We start from the raw sequence: 16,622 nt of genomic DNA on the forward strand, positions 1-16,622 counted from the left end.
GCACACCCGGCGTACCGCTTCAGCCGGTGTGCGAGGCTATTCGCGAGTCCCGGATTCGTGCGGGTCCAGCCGCAGAAACCCGGGACTCGCGTGCAGTGCTACGCGCCGACGGCTGCGGCGATGCTCATCAGTGCGAGGTCCCAGGTGCCGAGCGAGCGCTTCAGGCTGCGCTCCTCCTCGGCGGAGTCCGCCATGGACGCCTCGACGGATTTCACGCGTAGGTTCATGTGCACCCCCGGTATGCCCGCCACACCCCGCAGCGCCGCGCGCTCTCAGCGCACGATGTGCATCGCGCGCGCGGCATCCGTGAGCGAACCGGTGAGCGACGGGTACACCGGGAACGCCTCGGCGAACTCGTCGACGGTGAGCCGGTGCTCCACAGCGAGCGCGAGGGTGAAGATCAGTTCGGAGGCCTTCGGTGCGACGATGACGCCGCCGATGATCGCGCCCGAGCCGTTGGACGCGAAGAGCTTCACGAAACCGTCGCGGATGCCCATCATCTTCGCGCGCGGGTTCGACGCGAGCGGCAGCTTGTAGACGATGCCGGGTACGACGCCCTCCTCGATGCTCTTCTGCGTCCAGCCGACGGTCGCGATCTCGGGCTGCGTGAAGATGTTCGAGGTGATGTTGCGCTCCTCGGGCGGGTCGACGATGTCGCCCATCGCGTGGAACACCGCGGTGCGCCCCTGCATCGACGCGACCGACGCGAGCGGCAGGAACGTCGTGCAGTCGCCCGCGGCGTAGATGTTCGGAATCGAGGTGCGGGCGACGCGGTTCACGCGGATGTGCCCGCTCTCGGAGAGCTGCACGCCGGCATGCTCGAGACCGAGATCGGCGGTGTTCGGCACCGAGCCGACCGCCATGAGGCAGTGGCTGCCGCGAACCTCGCGCCCGTCGGTGAGGGTCGCGACGACCGTGTCGCCGTCGCGCACGACCGACTCCGCCCGCGACTTGTTCATGACCTTCATGCCGTTGCGCTTGAAGACCTTCTCGATCACGGATGCCGCATCGGCATCTTCTCCCGGAAGCACCTGGTCGCGGCTCGAGATGAGCGTGACCTTCGCGCCGAGCGCCCGGTACGCAGAGGCGAACTCGGCGCCCGTCACGCCGGAGCCCACCACGATGAGGTGCTCGGGGACCTCGGTCAGGTCGTACACCTGCTTCCAGGTGAGGATGCGCTCGCCGTCGGGCACCGCCGATGGAAGCACGCGGGGTGTGGCGCCCACCGAGATCAGGAGTGTGTCGGCCTCGATGCGGTCGAAGTCGGTGCCACCCTTGGCGGTCGACACGATGATCGCGTTCGAGCCGTCGAGCCGCCCCTCGCCCTGCACGAGGTGCACGCCGGCGTCGATGAGGTTCGAGCGCATGTCCTCGGACTGCTGCGAGGCGAGCCCCAGCAGGCGCTTGTTCACCGCGGCCAGGTTGATCGCCACGCTCGGCTTCACGGCTTTGTCGGCCTGGCCCTTCGCGTAGAACTGCACCCCGAGGTCGGCGGCCTCCTTCACCGCGTTCGACGCCTCGGCGGTCGCGATGAGCGACTTCGACGGCACCACGTCGGTGAGCACCGCGGACCCGCCCACGCCCGCGCGCTCGATGAGGGTGACCTCCGCCCCGAGCTGGGCGCCTGCGAGGGCGGCCTCGTATCCGCCCGGCCCTCCCCCGAGGACCGCGATGCGTTGCGTGCGCTCGAACTCGTAGGCCATGCTCACATTCTGTCAGCCGGGGGCCGCGGGGCGGCACACAAGCGCGGCCCTGCCGCGGCATCCGCCCGCTGATTAGAGTGGTGGGATGCATGCCGCCAACCCGCTCGATGATCCCGGCGCCGATCCGTTCGCCATCGCCGCCGACGCCGCCGCCCGAATCGCCGAGCTCACCGGCGTCGAACGCCACGACGTCGCCCTCACGCTCGGCAGCGGCTGGGGGCGCGCCGCCGACCTCATCGGCGAGACGACCTGCACGATCCCGGCGGCCGAGGTGCCCGGCTTCTCGAAGCCGGCACTCGAGGGACACGTCGGCACACTGCGCTCGGTGCTGCTGCCGAGCGGAAAGCACGCGCTCGTGATCGGCGCGCGAACGCACTTCTACGAAGACCACGGCGTGCGGCGGGTCGTGCACTCGGTGCGCACGGCTGCCGCCGCGGGCGCGACCACGATGATCCTCACGAACGGCGCGGGCGGCATCAAGGAGACCTGGACGCCCGGCACCCCCGTGCTCATCCGAGACCACATCAACCTCACCGCCGCCTCGCCGCTCGAGGGCGCCACGTTCGTCGATCTCACCGACCTCTACTCGCGGCGGCTGCGCGACCTCGCACGCGGGGTCGAGCCGAGCCTCGACGAGGGCGTGTACGTGCAGTTCCGGGGTCCCCACTACGAGACGCCCGCCGAGGTGCAGATGGCGAAGACGATCGGGGGGCACATCGTCGGGATGTCCACCGCACTCGAGGCGATCGCGGCGCGTCAGGCCGGCATGGAGGTCCTCGGCATGTCGCTCATCACGAACCTCGCGGCGGGCATCCAGAAGACGCCGCTCAGCCACGAAGAGGTGATCGAGGCCGGCCGAGCCGCTGAACCCGTCATCTCCGGGCTCCTCGCGAAGATCGTCGCGGAGCTCTAGGCCACCGCTCCCTGAGCTCGTCGAAGGGAGCCCGACCACCGCCTCGCTTCGACACGCTCAGCGAGCGATCCCGGAAGGACCACGGATGCCGCAGCACACCGATAGCCGCCACGCCGAACGCCTCGCCCGAGCCTCCGCCTGGATGGCACAGGACCCCGACCCGGAGACGCGCGAGGAGCTCGCCGCGCTCGTCGAGGGTGCGCGCGCCGGCGATGCCGCGGCATCCGCCGAGCTCGCCGATCGCTTCGACACGCGCCTCGCGTTCGGCACCGCAGGGCTGCGCGGCGAGATCGCGGCAGGGCCCAACCGCATGAATCGCGTGCTCGTGGCGCAGGCCGCGGCCGGGCTCGCCGCCTTCCTGCTCGAACGCGCCGGGTCGGGCTCCGCGCCCTCGGTCGTCGTCGGCTACGACGGGCGCAAGAACTCGGCGGTGTTCGCGCGCGATACGGCCGAGGTCATGGCCGGAGCGGGCGTGCGGGCCGTGCTCCTCCCGCGACTGCTGCCGACCCCGGTACTCGCGTTCGCGGTGCGCCACCTCGACACTGCGGCCGGTGTCATGGTCACCGCGTCGCACAATCCCCCGAACGACAACGGGATAAAGGTCTACCTCGGCGACGACGACCACGGTTCGCAGATCGTCGCCCCGGTCGACGCCGAGATCGCGGCGCACATCGTGCGGGTCGCCGAATCGACCACCGTGCCTGAGCTCCCCAGAGGCGACTTCGAGACGGCGACCGAGACGATCGTCGACGAGTACATCCGGCAGACGGCCCTCGTCGCCGACGCGCCCGCGGCCCAGCCGCGCGTCGCGTACACCGCGATGCACGGCGTGGGATGGGAGACCGCCGCGCGCGTGCTCGCCGCGGCCGGGTTCGACGCGCCCGCGGTCGTCGAGGCGCAGATCTCGCCCGACCCGGCGTTCCCGACCGTCGCGTTCCCCAACCCCGAGGAGCCGGGGGCGATGGACCTGAGCCTCGAGCGCGCCCGTGAGACGGGCGCCGAACTCGTCATCGCGAACGACCCCGACGCCGACCGCCTCGCGATCGCGATCCCGGATGCCTCGTCCGAAGGCGGCTACCGCCGCCTCACCGGCAACGAGGTCGGACTCCTCCTCGGCTGGCAGAGCGCCCGGCGCGCTCAGGCCGACGCCATCGGCGAGGGCGGCGCCGAGGGCACCCTCGCGTGCTCCATCGTCTCCTCGCCCGGGCTCGAGGCCGTCGCCGGCGCCTACGGCCTCGACTTCGAGGCGACCCTCACTGGCTTCAAGTGGATCTCCCGCGCTCCCGGCCTCGTGTTCGGCTTCGAGGAGGCGCTCGGATACCTCGTGAACCCCGAGACCGTGCGCGACAAGGACGGCATCTCGGCGGCGGTGGCGTTCCTCTCGCTCACCGCCGAGCTGAAGGCCGCCGGAAAGACGGTCGCCGACCACCTCGACGAGTTCGTCGAGCAATTCGGGGCGTTCGCCTCCGCGCAGATCTCCGTCCGCGTGACCGCGCTCTCGCGCATCGGCGAGATCATGGCGCGACTCCGGGCTTCGCCGCCGTCGTCGATCGGCGGCATCCGGGTCGAGCGCATCGAAGACCTGGCAGGCGGGTTCGGCGCGCTCCCGCCATCCGACGTGCTCCGCGTCGTGCTCGACGGCGGTGCGCGCGTGATGGTGCGGCCGAGCGGCACCGAGCCGAAGCTCAAGGTCTACATCGACGCGGTCTCCGAAACCGGCACCGTGGCCGAGCGCCGCGCCGCGGCATCCGACGCCGTGGCCGCCCTCGAAACGGGGATGCGCGAGCTCGTGCGTTGAACCGGGGGGTGAGGCCGTGAGCACCGCGCGACGTCCGACGCTAGCGGATGTCGCCGCGCTCGCGGGCACCTCGACGGCGGTCGTGAGCTATGTGGTCAACGACGGCCCGCGCACGGTCGCACCGGGCACCCGCCGACGTGTCGAAGCGGCCATCGAGACGCTCGGCTATCGCCGGAACTTGCTCGCCGGCGCCCTCAGCGCGGGGCGCTCGAACCTCGTCGCGCTCCTCGTGCCCGACTCTTCGAACGCGTTCTTCAGCGAGCTCGCACGCCAGGTCGAGGGTGAGGGGAACCGGCGCGGCCTGCTCACCCTGCTCGGAAACGCCGGCTACGACGCAGATGCCGAGCAGGAGTACCTCGCTGCGTTCTCCGACCTACGGCCGCGCGGCGTGCTGGTCGCGAGCATCTCGGGCGAGCACGAGGCGCCGGTCGACTGTCCGCGGGTGTACCTGCACTCCGCGCCCGCGCACACCCTCGACCGCAGCGTCGTGTTCGATGACGCCGCCGGTGCCCGCGCCGCAGTCGAGCACCTGCTCGATCACGGACACCGGCGCATCCAGTGCGTGACCGGCCCGAGCAGCTTCGGTCCCTCGGGGCGTCGCGAGGAGGGCTGGCGCGCAGCGATCGACGCCGTCGGCGCGACCGGCGCGCTGTACCGCACCTCCTTCGAGCGAGTGGAGGCCGAACGCGCCATGCTCGCGCTGCTCGACTCGCCCGACCGGCCCGCGGCCGTCTTCGCGACCACGGACGAGCTTGCCCTCGCGACCCTGCGTGCCGCGGCGGTACTGGGGGTCCGCGTGCCGCAGGAGCTCGCGATCGTCGGCTATGACGGCATCCGCGAGGCGCTGTACGGCAGCGTGCGGCTCACCACGGTCTGCCTGCCGCTCGAGCGGCTCGCCGCCGAAGCGTTCGAGGCGCTCGAGCGCTCCGCGAGCCGGCGGGAAGTTGCGCAGACACGCGGTCCGGACGTCGATCGGGCGAGCGGTTCAGCGCAGGCCGACGCACTGCAAGTGGTGCTGCATGGCACACTCCGCGTCGGCGAGACCTGCGGCTGCGGCATCCGCTGAACCGACGCGCTCAGCGCAACGCGGCGCGCTCGTGGATGACCCGGCCTCCCCGCATCGTGAGCGAGCAGCAGCCCGCGGCGCGTTCGACCATCGCACGCTCCACCGCTCCGTCACCACCGACCTGGACGTCGAACACCGCGAGGTCCGCCGGGCCGCCCTGCGTGAGGGTGCCGTATCCGTCCCCGTCGAGCCCCATCGCAGCAGCGCCGCCGAACGTCGCCGCGCGCATGAGCCTGGCGTGCAGGTCGTCGGCGGTGTAGCCCTGCGCTTGCGCGAGCACCGCGAGCTCGCGCACGTCGGCCATGAGGTCGAGCGAGGGCGTCGACGCGAGCGAGTCGGTGCCGACGGCGATGTCGTGCCCCTCGAACAGGTACGCGGCGACCGGCGCAGGATCGAGCCCGATCACGGCGTTGGATCGCGGGCACAGGGCGACGCGCGTGCCGCGCTGCAGCAAGAGGTCTCGGTCGGCGCGCTCCAGATAGATGGCGTGCGCGACGTGGGTGTGCTCGCCGAGCAGGCCGATCGAGTCCGCGTACCCGGCGGTGGTGTGCCCCGCTCCCCCGCGGCGCACGAGCTCGAATTCGTCACGGAGATCGCCGTAAGCGCCGAGCACCGACTTGCCGCCGTTCAGGTAGAGCTCGGCCTCGACCGCGGACTCGCCGAGGTGCGAGTGCAGCCGCAGCCCGCGCTCGCCCGCGATCGCGACGAGTTCGGTGATCACCGCGCCGTCGAGGCTGTACGGCGCATGCGGAGAGACGCCGTGCGGTACGCCGCTCGGCTCATCGAGCCAGTCGAGGAACTCGGCTCTGCCGCCCGACTGCCACCGCGAGTTGAACTGTCCGATCGCTTCGAGGTACTCGATGCCGCCGGCCCCGTGGCGGCCCAGGGCTCCGCGGGCCTCGTCGTTCGTGACGATCTCTGCGAACACCGTCGTGCCCGAAGCCACCGCCTGCCGAGCACCGTCGAGCGCGGCGGAACGCCAGTGCTCGGGATCGGTGACGGCCTCGTAGCGGTCTCCGAACACGTCGGACCAGTGCTCGAAGCTCGTGTAGCGGCCCCGGCCGACCTCGTCGAAGTGCGAGTACTGCAGGTGAGTGTGCGCGTTCACGAGGCCGGGCGTGATAACGCCCGGAAAGCGGTCGAGCGGCGACGAACGCCACTCGACAGGCATCTCCCCGAGGTGGCCCAGCCAGGCGATTCGGTCCCCGTCGACGACCACCGCGCCGTCGGCCACAGCGGCTCCCGAGATCGGCAGCACCCAGTCTGCGGCGATGACTCTACTTGTCACTGACCCCTCCGAAGCCTTTCGCCAGAGCCCGCTGCGCGACGGCGAACACGACGAGCGTCGGCAGCAGCGCGACCACCGCCGCTGCGGCCTGACCCTGCAGGTTCACATCCTCGCGAGTCGACAACGAGGTCGCCGCGAGCGTGATGGTGTAGACGGACTCGTCGCCCTGCAACAGGGTTGCGGCCACGAGCAGATCGCCGAACGTCCACACGAAGACGAGCGCGAACACCGACGCCATCGCAGGCTTCGACAGTGGCACGGCGAGATTCCAGAAGGTGCGGAAGACGCCCGCGCCGTCGAGCGTCGCCGCCTCGAGCATCTCGGCGGTGAGCACCTGCCCGAAGAAGGTGTGCACGAGGTAGAGCGCGAACGGCAGGCTGGCAACCCCGTTGACCACCCCCGCGACGACGAGGTTGTCGGTCAGTCCGCCGTTCGCGAGGATCACGAACACTGGGATGAGCCACGCGATCATCGGGATGGCATAGCCGGCCACGAGCACCCAGCGCAACGCACCGACGAGACGGCCGCGGTGGATGCGGAACCAGTACGCCGCGGCAAGCGCGGTGATGCCGCAGACCGCGCAGGCGACCGCGCAGACGATCAGTGTCGACACGAGGGCACGCCCGAGGTTCGCCTCGTTCCAGGCCACGACGAGGTTGTCGAGGGTGAAGCTGCGGGGCAGGCCGCCGGGCGAGGCGATGTAGTCGACGCGGTCGCGAAGCGCGGTCGAGATGAGGAGCACGAACGGCACCACGAATGGAACGGCGATGAGGATGGCGATGCCTGTCTTCAGGCGCCGGCTCGCCCCGATCGACATCATCCGCGCCCCCGTTCGACCGAGCGCCGTGTGATGGCCCGCAGCAGCCGTGGCACGCCGATGCCGAGGATCGGCACCAGCAGGATCATCAGGACGAGCACCACGGACTCGGCCGCGGCGATGCCGAAGAAGCCGAAACGCATGAACTTCTGGTAGATCGCGAAGTCGATGGTGGCGCTGGCGAGTCCGGGTCCGCCACCCGTGAGCACGAACACCCAGGCGAACATGAACAGGAAGATCGAGATCACCTGGAACATCGTCCAGAGCACGACCGTGGGGCGGATACTCGGCGCCGCGATGTGCCAGAGCTCTCGCCAGAACCCCGCCCCGTCGAGGCGGGCCGCTTCGAATATCTCCTGCGGCACGGCGCCGAGCGCCGCCGAGAAGATGAGCACCCCGGTGCCGAAGCCTGCCCAGAGCACGAGCACGATGATGACGGGCTTCACGAGTGAGGCATCCGTCAGCCACGGCAGCGCGATCGCGTCGAGTCCGATGCCGCTGAGGAAGCTGTCGATCGGTCCGCTCTCGGAGAGCAGGGAACGGAACACGAGTCCGACGATCGCCGGCGACATCACCGCAGGGAGGAAGTAGATCGAGCGGAAGAACCCGGGCGCAACCACGTGCTCGCGCAGCAGGTAGGCGACGACCAGCGGGGCGAGCACCCAGAGCGGCAGGCCGAGCAGGTAGAACAGCTGGTTGCCGACGACCTCCCAGAACTCGGGGTCGGCGAACAGTTCGGCGTAGTTCGCCGTGCCGACGAACGGTGAGACACCTCCTGGCTGCCAGTCGGTGAACGAGCGCACCAGCAGGTAGACCAGCGGGACGAAGAACACTGCCACCTCGAGCGCGACGAGCGGCAGCAGGAGCACCAGGCTGCTGCCGAAGAACCGTGCGTCCTCGGGTGAGTGGGCGCGTCGCCGCGCACCGCGCCCACTCTTCGTGTCCGGTGCCGCCATCGTGCGGGCATCCGGTGTCACTACCGTTCGAACATCCGGTGTCATGAGCGTTCGAACGCCTTACTTGCTCTTCTCGAACGCGGCCTGCGCCTGCTCGGTGAACGTCTCCACCGACATGTCGCCGCTGATCAGCGGGGCGGCGTTGCGCTCGTACACGGCGAGCACGGTCAGCGGGAAGGCGGCGAAGCCCGTGTGGTTCTCGGGGTTCTGCATGAGCGGCAGGAACGCCTGCTGGACGGGCGTCGCGCCCTCCACGGGAAGGCTCCCGAGGTTCGGCGGCACGCCGACGCTGTCCCAGAGGATCTGCTGGGCCTCGGGACTCGCCATGAAGTTCACGAATGCGACAGCGGCTTCGGGATGCTTCGTCCACTTCGTGACCGACCATCCGGCCTCCGCACCGGCATCGATCATCCCGGCCTCATGCGTGGACTCGGGGACCTGCGGCAGCGGCAGCACGGTCGTGCTCGGCACCGTCTCGCTCGCCGTGGCCGCCGTGCTGAGCGATCCGGTCGAGAACATGGCGGCTTGACCGGCGTAGAACTCGTTGAACGCGTCGTCGTACATGTTCAGGCCGAGCTTGTCGGAGCCGCCGAAGCACCCGGCCTCGTTCAGTTCGACGATGCGCTCGGTCGCGGTGACGAACAGTTCGTCGTCGACCGGGATCTCGCCGGCGACCCACTTGTCGAGGGTGGCGCGGTCCATCATCTGGCTCGAGATCATGTACATGAAGGTCTCGAAGAGGAAGCCGTCTTTCCAGCCGGCGGCCATCGGCTGGATACCCGCAGTGGCGAGCGTGCGGCAGGTGCCGACGAGGCTCTCCCAGTCCTTCAGTCCCTCGACCGGGTCGATGCCCGCCGACGCGAACAGGTCCTGGTTGACAAGCATCGAATAGCCGTATGTGCCGGTGGGCAGGATGTAGAGATTTCCATCGGGCGAGTAGTTGTCGTCGACGAACTTCAGGTCGGACTCGATCTCCGGCAGCATGGCGTCCTGCAGCGGGTAGAGGCCGTTGCGGTAGCTGTACGCCTGCGATCCGCCGTACATCGTGATGACGTCGGCACCCTTCCGCGCGACCGTGGCGTTGCGCACCTGATCGAAGTACTTCGGGTACGGCACGGTGTCGAGCTCGACGGTGATCTGCGGATACTCCTCTTCGAAGGCTGCGATCACCTCGTCGTACGCCTCGGTGCCGCCGTCGTAGTTGTCCGGCAGGAATGACCACACCGTCAGCGTGGCCTCCTCCTCGGGCACCTCACCGGCGGTGAGTGGGCCTGCGTCGACTGCAGCCCCTTCGCTGCAGCCGGTGAGCAGCAGTGTCCCGACCGCGACCGCGGCGAGCACAGCGCCGGCGCGCCGGGGGTACATGCGTGATGACACAGGATGTCCTTTCATCGGGTGTGAGTACGTGTGATCACCAGCTGCGCATGGCAGCTTCGAGTTGAGGGGTGAGCGGCTCGAGCGAGGCCCCTTCGTGCTGCAGTCTCGTGATCGCGACGGCCGCCTCCAGCTCGGCGGAGATCGGATAGATGCCGGGCGGCCAATCGCGGGCCTCCACCGCGATCTGCTCCGCAGCGAGCGCCTGCAGGGAGAGCGAGAGGTCCATGACCTCGATGGGGTTGCCCTCGCCATCGGTGCAGTTCAGGCAGTCGCCTTCGCTGATCACGAGCACCGAACGGCCGGAGGGCATCGTATACGCGGTCACCCCTGGGCGTACGGTCGCCGCCGTGCCGAGCGCGCCGAGTTCGGACATCGGCAGTTCGAAGTCGCCGCCGCCCGCGGTCGCGAGGATCACGTCGTCTGGCATGCGTTCCACGTGGGCGAACGTCACGGCGCCCGCGATGCCGGTCGCGGCGAAGACCACCTCGGCCTCCGGCGCAGCCTCGGCGAGACTCAGCACACGGTGGCCGTCGTGCACCGCCTGGAGCGCCTTGATCGGGTCGAGCTCGGTCACCAGCACGCGTGCGCCGAACGCCGCCGCATGCTTCGCGACACCCTTGCCGACCCAGCCGTACCCGACCACGACGACCACCCTGCCCGCGAGTTGGAGGTTCGTCACGTCCAGCAGGGTCATCACGCACGACTGGCCCGTGCCGTACACGTTGTCGAACAGGTACTTGCTCTTCGCGTCGTTCACCGAGATCACCGGCACTCGCAACGCGCCGTCGCCATGCATGGCATGCAGCGGGCGAACCCCGCTCGTGGTCTCCTCGGCCGCGCCGAGCAGCCCGTCGACGACCTCGGGGAACTCTCGGTGCGCGAGCCGGATGATCGAGGCGCCATCGTCGAGGATGATCTGCGGCGACGTCCCGAGATACTCCCGTGCGAGTTCGAGATCGCGCGCATCGTCGGCATCCCCTTCCGCGAACACCTGCAGGCCGGCCCGGCGAAGCGCGTCCGCTGTGGCCTGATCGGTGGACCGGCCCGGGCAGTAGACGCTCACCTCGGCCCCGGCGTCACGGAGCGCGAGCGCCAGGTTCGCCGTCTTCGGTTCGAGCACCAGGCCGACCCCGACCCGAAGACCGGCGAGCGTGCCCGATGCGGCAAGCCGCTCCGAGATCGACCGCAGTACCGGCATCCCGCGTGCCGCCCATTGGATGCGGGCGGTTCCGCTCTCCACGGGGCTCGCCGCGTCGATTCCTACGCTCACTGCGCCTCCGTCCCTTCGGAATTCACGTCGCGCCCGTCGATCCAGTCGGCGGCGTCGTCGGTCTGCTCGGGCCGTATCGGGTCGAGTACGACCCCGAGGCTCGCGAGCTTCGCGGCCGCGATCGCATCGTCGAGGGCAGCCGGGATGACATGCACGCCGGGCTCCAGCGCGGTGGTCGCCAGGTGGTGCACGCCGAGGCCCTGCACGGCGAATGTCAGGTCCATGATCTCGACGGGATGCCCGCTGCCGCCGGCGATGTTGACGAGGGCGCCGCCCGTGAGCACGTGCAGGTCGCGATCTCCGACCCGGTAGGTCGTGATTCCATCGCGGGGCTCTCGACGGCCACTGGATGCCGCGGCGATCGCATCGACGTCGACCTCGAGGTCGTGATGGCCCGCGTTCGCGAGGAGCACGTCGTTGCGGAGGTACGGAAGGTCGCGCTCGCCGATCGCTCGCATGCCGCCGGTGGCGGTGATCACCATGGTCGCCTCGGTGAGCACTTCGCGCGCGGGGCCGACGCGGTGGCCGTCCATGTGCGCCTCGAGCGCCCGCACCGGGTCGACCTCGATGACGCTGGTCCGCGCCCCCATCGCGCGGGCGTACTGCGCGATGCCGCGCCCGACGAAGCCGTACCCGACCACGACGACGACGGCACCGGCGATCTGGCGGTTGCTGAGGCGCAGCACCGCCTGCAACGTGGTCTGCCCCGTGCCGAACTTGTTGTCGAAGAGGTGCTTGCAGCGCGCGTCGTTCGCGGTGAGTGCCGGGAACGGCAGCTTGCCGGCGGCGGCGAGCGCGGCCAGCCGTGCGGTGCCGGTGGTGGTCTCCTCCGACACCCCCTTCAGTGCCGCGTATCGATCCGGCCGATGCCGCAGCATCCGCATCGTGAGCTCGGCTCCGTCATCGATGACGTATTCAGGCGCATGATCGGCGGCGGCGAGCAGTTCGCGTTCCCAGTCGGCGTAGTCGCCGCCGGGCTCGGCCACCACGGTCAGGCCGCGATCGCGGAGTGCCGCCACGACGTCGCCCCGAGTGGTGCGAGGATTGCTGCCCGCTACGATGACCTCTGCACCCGCGTCGGCGAGCACCGTCGCGAGGTAGGCGGTCTTCGCCTCGAGGTGCACGACGACGGCGATGCGCGCGCCGCGGAGCGCACCATCGCCGATCGTTCGACGGACGAAGCCGTTGAGCACCGGCGAGTATCGGCCCACCCAGTCGATTCGGCTGCGACCCTCGGCAACCTCCTCGGAGGCGCGCCGGCGCGGTGGACTGGTGACGAGTTCGGGGTTCGACATGGTCGAGTTCGCGACTCCCTCGAGTTCTGACGGAAGTGTCCGATGATGGCTCGCGCCGATGGGCGCTGGCCCGCCGGTCGGGCTGGCGATTCAACATAACTAAGCGCTTAGATTCACGCCGTCAGGAGCGAGCATTGTGTGCTCGAACGTGTGCAGACATCTTAACCATGGATTTCGTCCGCCGATAGCCGGATGTCGCATATGACGTCTCACGACGCACACGGCACCTTGTGCGTCGGCGTCCCGTCAGCCGAGGGATGCCTCGAGCTTCGTGCCGATCTCCTCGACATCGAAGTAGTTCGTCACTTCGATGACCTCCGCGAAGCTGCGTCCGATCGCTGCTCGAACGGCCGCGGCGAGTTCTGTGGAGGTGAGGATCACCTGCGCGTCGGCGGCCGCGTCCGCGACGCTCGCGAGGTCGCTCGCATCGACGTCGGCCGACAGCCCGAGTCGATCCAGCGCCCGCTCGGCGTTCACCTTCAGGATGGCGGAGGTGCCGACCCCGACGCCGCACACTGCGACGATCCTCATGAGCCGGCCGCGTCGTCGGTCGAGCCGCCTTCGGTCGGGCCGCCATCGGCCGGGGCGCCGTCGTTCGGGCCGCCGTCGGTCGGCGCCCCCATGCCGAGCAGCCCGCGCACCTCGTCGGCGGAGGTCGCGCGCGCGATGCGCCCGACGATGCGGCGGTCGTTGAACGTGTTCGCGAGCCGTGCGATGGACGCGACATGCTCCTCGGCGTTCGAGACCGCGAGCCCGACGACCACGCGCACCGGGTCGTTGTGCGGGTGTCCGAACGCCACGGGCTCGGCGAGCGTGACGACCGCGAGCCCCTCGCTCCGCACGTCGGCGCCCGGCCGCGCGTGCGCGAGAGCGAGGCCCGGCGCGATCACCACGTAGGCTCCGAACTCCTCGATGACGGCGATCATGCGGTCGGCGTACTCCGAGCGGGTGGAGCCCGATCGGGTGAGTGCGCGGCCCGCCGCGCGGACGGCTGCGCGCCAGTCGCCGACGCGGGCTCCGAGCACGACGGCCGTGTCGGGAAGCGGCGGAATCGTGGTCATGGGTTCCGTTCAGGAGGCGACGCCGGGCGGTGGAGCGGTGGTGGGGGTGGAGCGGTGGTGGGGCGGTGCTGGGGCGGTGGGGGTGCGGGGCAGTGCGGGGCGGGGTAATGCGGGGCGGATGCCTCGCGGCATCCGTTCAGGCTCGGTCGAAGCCGTCTTGGATCTGCTCGGCGAGCTCTTCGCGATCGTCAAGCGGCAGGAAGGCGGATGCCGCGGCGTTGAGCTGGAACGTCTCGAGATCGTCGAGGTCGTACCCGAACGCGTCGCTGAGCAGTGCGAGCTCGCGGGTGAGGCTCGTGCCGCTCTGCAGCCGGTTGTCGGGGTTCACCGTCACGCGGAAGCCGAGCTGGTAGAGCAGGTCGAATGGGTGATCGACGAGCTCGTCGCCCCAGGCGGCGATGGCGCCGGTCTGCAGGTTCGAGGACGGACTCGTCTCGAGGGCGATCTCGCGGTCGCGCACCCACTGCGCGATCGGGCCGAGCGAGACGTAGGTGTTGTCGTCGTCCTGCCGCTCGATCGTGAGGTCCTCGGCGATTCGCACGCCGTGGCCGAGCCGGAGCGCGCGGCCGTCGAAGAGTGCGCTGCGGATCGAGTCGAGTCCGTCGGCCTCACCGGCGTGCACCGTCACCGGCAGGTAGCTCGAGGCGAGGAAGTCGAACGCCGTGCGGTGCCGGCTCGGCAGGAAGCCCGCCTCGGGCCCGGCGATGTCGAACCCGACGACGCCGCGATCACGGTGCCGCACGGCGAGCTCGGCGAGCTCGAGACCGCGATCGTTGTGACGCATCGCCGTCACGAGCTGACCGGCACGGATGCCTCGGCCCTGGTGCCGGGCGTCGTCGATGCCCTGCTCGATGCCCGCCTGCACGGCCTCGACGACCTCGTCGAGGCTCAGCCCCCGGGCCAGGTGCTGCTCGGGAGCCCAGCGGATCTCGCCGTAGATCACGCCGTCGGCGGCGAGATCCTGCACGAACTCCCTCGCGACACGGGAGAGGCCGGCACGCGTCTGCATCACCGCGGTGGTGAGGTCGAAGGTCTTCAGGTACTCGACCAGCGAACCCGAGTTCGACTGCTCCGAGAGCCATGTCGCGAGAGCGTCGGCGTCGGCCGCGGGGGTTTCGAGGCCGAGCTCGTCGGCGAGTTCGAGGAGCGTCGCGGGGCGCAGCCCGCCGTCGAGGTGGTCGTGCAGCGAGACCTTCGGCAGGTCTCGGATGTTCGTGCCGTCGCCCTCGAGGCGGTACTCCGGGGGAATGTTCACGAGTCAACGATAGCGGCGAGCCTGCCGCGAAGTCTCGGTAATCTCGAAGCGTGAGATCAGCGACCGATGCGGTCGGCGATCAGCGGCCCGCCGTCGTCGACCGGATCGCCCGGGTCGCCGACGCGCCATGCGCCCTCGACCGCCTCGAGGGCGCGCGCGAACCGGGCGGGCTCGTCGGCGTGCAGGGTGAAGAGGGGTTCGCCCGCGCGCACCGTGTCGCCCGGCTTCGCGTGCAGATCGATGCCCGCGGCGTGCTGCACGGGATCCTGCTTGCGAGCTCGGCCGGCACCGAGTCGCCAGGCGGCGATGCCGAACGGCAGCGCCTCCTGCTCTACGAGCACGCCGTCGCGGTCGGCGGTCACCACGTGCTGTTCCCGGGCGACCGGCAGCGCGGCCTCGGGGTCGCCGCCCTGGGCGCGGATGGCCCGGTTCCACGTGTCCATGGCACGCCCGTCATCGAGGGCGGACTCGACGTCGACGTCGACCCTGCCGGCGAGCGCGAGCATCTCACGGGCGAGGGCCACGGTGAGCTCGCGCACGTCGGCGGGGCCGCCGCCGGCGAGCACCTCGACGGACTCGCGCACCTCGTTCGCGTTGCCGATCGCGCGGCCCAGCGGCACGTTCATGTTGGTGAGCAGGGCGGAGGTCGCCACGCCGGCGTCCTCGCCGAGCTCGACCATCGTGCGCGCGAGCTCGCGCGACCGCTCGATGTCCTGCAGGAACGCGCCCGACCCGAACTTGACGTCGAGCACGAGCGCGCCGGTGCCCTCGGCGATCTTCTTCGACATGATCGACGACGCGATCAGCGGGATCGCCTCCACGGTGCCGGTGATGTCGCGCAACGCGTAGAGCTTCTTGTCGGCCGGGGCGAGCCCCGAACCCGCGGCGCAGATCACCCCGCCGACGTCGCGCAACTGGGCGAACATCTCGTCGTTCGTGAGATCGGCCCGCCACCCGGGAATGGACTCCAGCTTGTCGAGCGTGCCGCCGGTGTGGCCGAGTCCGCGACCCGACAGTTGCGGCACCGCGACGTCGAACGTCGCGACGAGCGGCATCAGGGGCAGCGTGATCTTGTCGCCGACGCCGCCGGTGGAGTGCTTGTCGGTGGTCGGCTTGCCGAGGCCCGAGAAGTCCATGCGCTCCCCCGAGGCGATCATCGCCATCGTGAGGTCGCGGATCTCGCGTCGCGCCATGCCGTTCAGGAAGATCGCCATCGTCATGGCCGACATCTGCTCGTCGGCGACGTAGCCGCGGGTGTACGCGTCGACGAGCCAGTCGATCTGCGCCGTGGAGAGCTCGTCGCCGTCGCGCTTCGTGCGGATCAGGTCGACCGCGTCGAACGCCTCGACCGCGCTCACGAATTCGCCCCGTGGAACTCGGCGAGCTGGCGCGGCCCGAACGCGTCGGGCAGCACCTCGTCGATGGTCTTCACGCCCGACACCGTGTCGAGCAGCATCCCGTCGGCGGAGTGCTCGTAGAGGAGCTGCCGGCAGCGGCCGCACGGCATGAGGGTGTTGCCGTGGCCGTCGACGCAGGCGAACGCCACCAGCTTGCCGCCGCCCGACATGATGAGCGCCGACACGAGCGAGCACTCGGCGCAGAGCGTCACCCCGTACGAGGCGTTCTCGATGTTGCAGCCGCTCACCACTCGGCCGTCGTCGACGATCGCGGCCACGCCGACGGGGAACTCGGAATACGGCACGTAGGCCTTCGCCATCGCCTCGCGCGCGCGGTCGCGCAGCGAGTCCCAGTCGATCGCATCCGTTGCGGTCATGGTGCTCCCCCGTTCCAGGATGAGTCGGTTCCGGATGCCCCGGCCGGGG

At 70.2% G+C, this 16,622-nt stretch carries 16 protein-coding genes; 3 read left to right on the forward strand and 13 right to left on the reverse strand.

Annotated features, from left to right (window positions below; all coding sequences use genetic code 11):
* Positions 1-98: 98 nt before the first annotated feature.
* Positions 99-227 carry a hypothetical protein gene (locus tag ACFWN7_RS16370; RefSeq protein ID WP_376939922.1) on the reverse strand — a complete coding sequence of 43 codons (129 nt, stop codon included), beginning with the start codon at positions 225-227 and terminating at the stop codon, positions 99-101.
* A gap of 45 nt (positions 228-272) precedes the next feature.
* Positions 273-1,703 (reverse strand): NAD(P)H-quinone dehydrogenase, encoded by a 1,431-nt coding sequence (locus tag ACFWN7_RS16375; protein WP_376939923.1) that lies wholly within the window; start codon positions 1,701-1,703, stop codon positions 273-275.
* 85 nt (positions 1,704-1,788) lie between these two features.
* Between ACFWN7_RS16375 and ACFWN7_RS16380 the strand changes: the two genes are divergently transcribed.
* The 3 genes from ACFWN7_RS16380 (at position 1,789) to ACFWN7_RS16390 (ending at position 5,480) form a co-directional block, all read left to right on the forward strand.
* Positions 1,789-2,616 carry a purine-nucleoside phosphorylase gene (locus tag ACFWN7_RS16380; RefSeq protein ID WP_376939924.1) on the forward strand — a complete coding sequence of 276 codons (828 nt, stop codon included), beginning with the start codon at positions 1,789-1,791 and terminating at the stop codon, positions 2,614-2,616.
* 85 nt (positions 2,617-2,701) lie between these two features.
* Complete coding sequence (locus ACFWN7_RS16385) at positions 2,702-4,414, forward strand: phospho-sugar mutase (RefSeq protein WP_376939925.1); 1,713 nt, start codon at positions 2,702-2,704, stop codon at positions 4,412-4,414.
* Between the two features lie 16 nt (positions 4,415-4,430).
* Complete coding sequence (locus ACFWN7_RS16390) at positions 4,431-5,480, forward strand: LacI family DNA-binding transcriptional regulator (RefSeq protein WP_376939926.1); 1,050 nt, start codon at positions 4,431-4,433, stop codon at positions 5,478-5,480.
* A 10-nt stretch (positions 5,481-5,490) separates the two neighbouring features.
* On the opposite strand, the gene ACFWN7_RS16395 is transcribed toward ACFWN7_RS16390, so the two are convergent.
* The 11 genes from ACFWN7_RS16395 to ACFWN7_RS16445 all read right to left on the reverse strand — a co-directional run bounded on the left by ACFWN7_RS16395 (position 5,491) and on the right by ACFWN7_RS16445 (position 16,591).
* Positions 5,491-6,768, reverse strand: a complete 1,278-nt coding sequence (locus ACFWN7_RS16395; RefSeq protein WP_376939927.1) for an amidohydrolase family protein — start codon at positions 6,766-6,768, stop codon at positions 5,491-5,493.
* Positions 6,758-7,588, reverse strand: coding sequence for a carbohydrate ABC transporter permease (locus ACFWN7_RS16400; protein ID WP_376939928.1), 831 nt, complete (start codon positions 7,586-7,588; stop codon positions 6,758-6,760). Before ACFWN7_RS16400 ends, ACFWN7_RS16395 begins: the two co-directional genes overlap by 11 nt.
* Positions 7,585-8,541, reverse strand: a complete 957-nt coding sequence (locus ACFWN7_RS16405) for a carbohydrate ABC transporter permease (RefSeq protein ID WP_376939929.1) — start codon at positions 8,539-8,541, stop codon at positions 7,585-7,587. The genes ACFWN7_RS16400 and ACFWN7_RS16405 overlap by 4 nt, the downstream gene beginning before the upstream one ends.
* A 60-nt stretch (positions 8,542-8,601) precedes the next feature.
* Positions 8,602-9,918, reverse strand: coding sequence for an ABC transporter substrate-binding protein (locus tag ACFWN7_RS16410; protein WP_376939930.1), 1,317 nt, complete (start codon positions 9,916-9,918; stop codon positions 8,602-8,604).
* A gap of 34 nt (positions 9,919-9,952) precedes the next feature.
* On the reverse strand, positions 9,953-11,188 hold the full coding sequence (locus ACFWN7_RS16415; RefSeq protein ID WP_376939931.1) for an adenosylhomocysteinase: 1,236 nt from the start codon (positions 11,186-11,188) through the stop codon (positions 9,953-9,955).
* Positions 11,185-12,483 carry an adenosylhomocysteinase gene (locus ACFWN7_RS16420; protein WP_376939932.1) on the reverse strand — a complete coding sequence of 433 codons (1,299 nt, stop codon included), beginning with the start codon at positions 12,481-12,483 and terminating at the stop codon, positions 11,185-11,187. The genes ACFWN7_RS16415 and ACFWN7_RS16420 overlap by 4 nt, the downstream gene beginning before the upstream one ends.
* Positions 12,484-12,729: 246 nt before the next feature.
* A complete protein-coding gene (locus ACFWN7_RS16425) occupies positions 12,730-13,014 on the reverse strand; it encodes a PTS sugar transporter subunit IIB (protein ID WP_376939933.1) in 285 nt (94 codons plus the stop codon).
* Positions 13,011-13,544 (reverse strand): PTS sugar transporter subunit IIA, encoded by a 534-nt coding sequence (locus tag ACFWN7_RS16430; RefSeq protein ID WP_376939934.1) that lies wholly within the window; start codon positions 13,542-13,544, stop codon positions 13,011-13,013. The genes ACFWN7_RS16425 and ACFWN7_RS16430 overlap by 4 nt, the downstream gene beginning before the upstream one ends.
* A gap of 136 nt (positions 13,545-13,680) precedes the next feature.
* Positions 13,681-14,799, reverse strand: a complete 1,119-nt coding sequence (locus ACFWN7_RS16435) for an adenosine deaminase (RefSeq protein WP_376939935.1) — start codon at positions 14,797-14,799, stop codon at positions 13,681-13,683.
* Positions 14,800-14,855: 56 nt separating this feature from the next.
* Positions 14,856-16,157: a thymidine phosphorylase gene (locus ACFWN7_RS16440; RefSeq protein WP_376939936.1), complete on the reverse strand. Its 1,302-nt coding sequence runs from the start codon at positions 16,155-16,157 to the stop codon at positions 14,856-14,858.
* Complete coding sequence (locus ACFWN7_RS16445; RefSeq protein ID WP_376939959.1) at positions 16,154-16,591, reverse strand: cytidine deaminase; 438 nt, start codon at positions 16,589-16,591, stop codon at positions 16,154-16,156. The genes ACFWN7_RS16440 and ACFWN7_RS16445 overlap by 4 nt, the downstream gene beginning before the upstream one ends.
* Positions 16,592-16,622 lie beyond the last annotated feature (31 nt).

The sequence above is a fragment of the Agromyces sp. NPDC058484 genome, from assembly GCF_042720415.1.
GTDB lineage: Bacteria > Actinomycetota > Actinomycetes > Actinomycetales > Microbacteriaceae > Agromyces.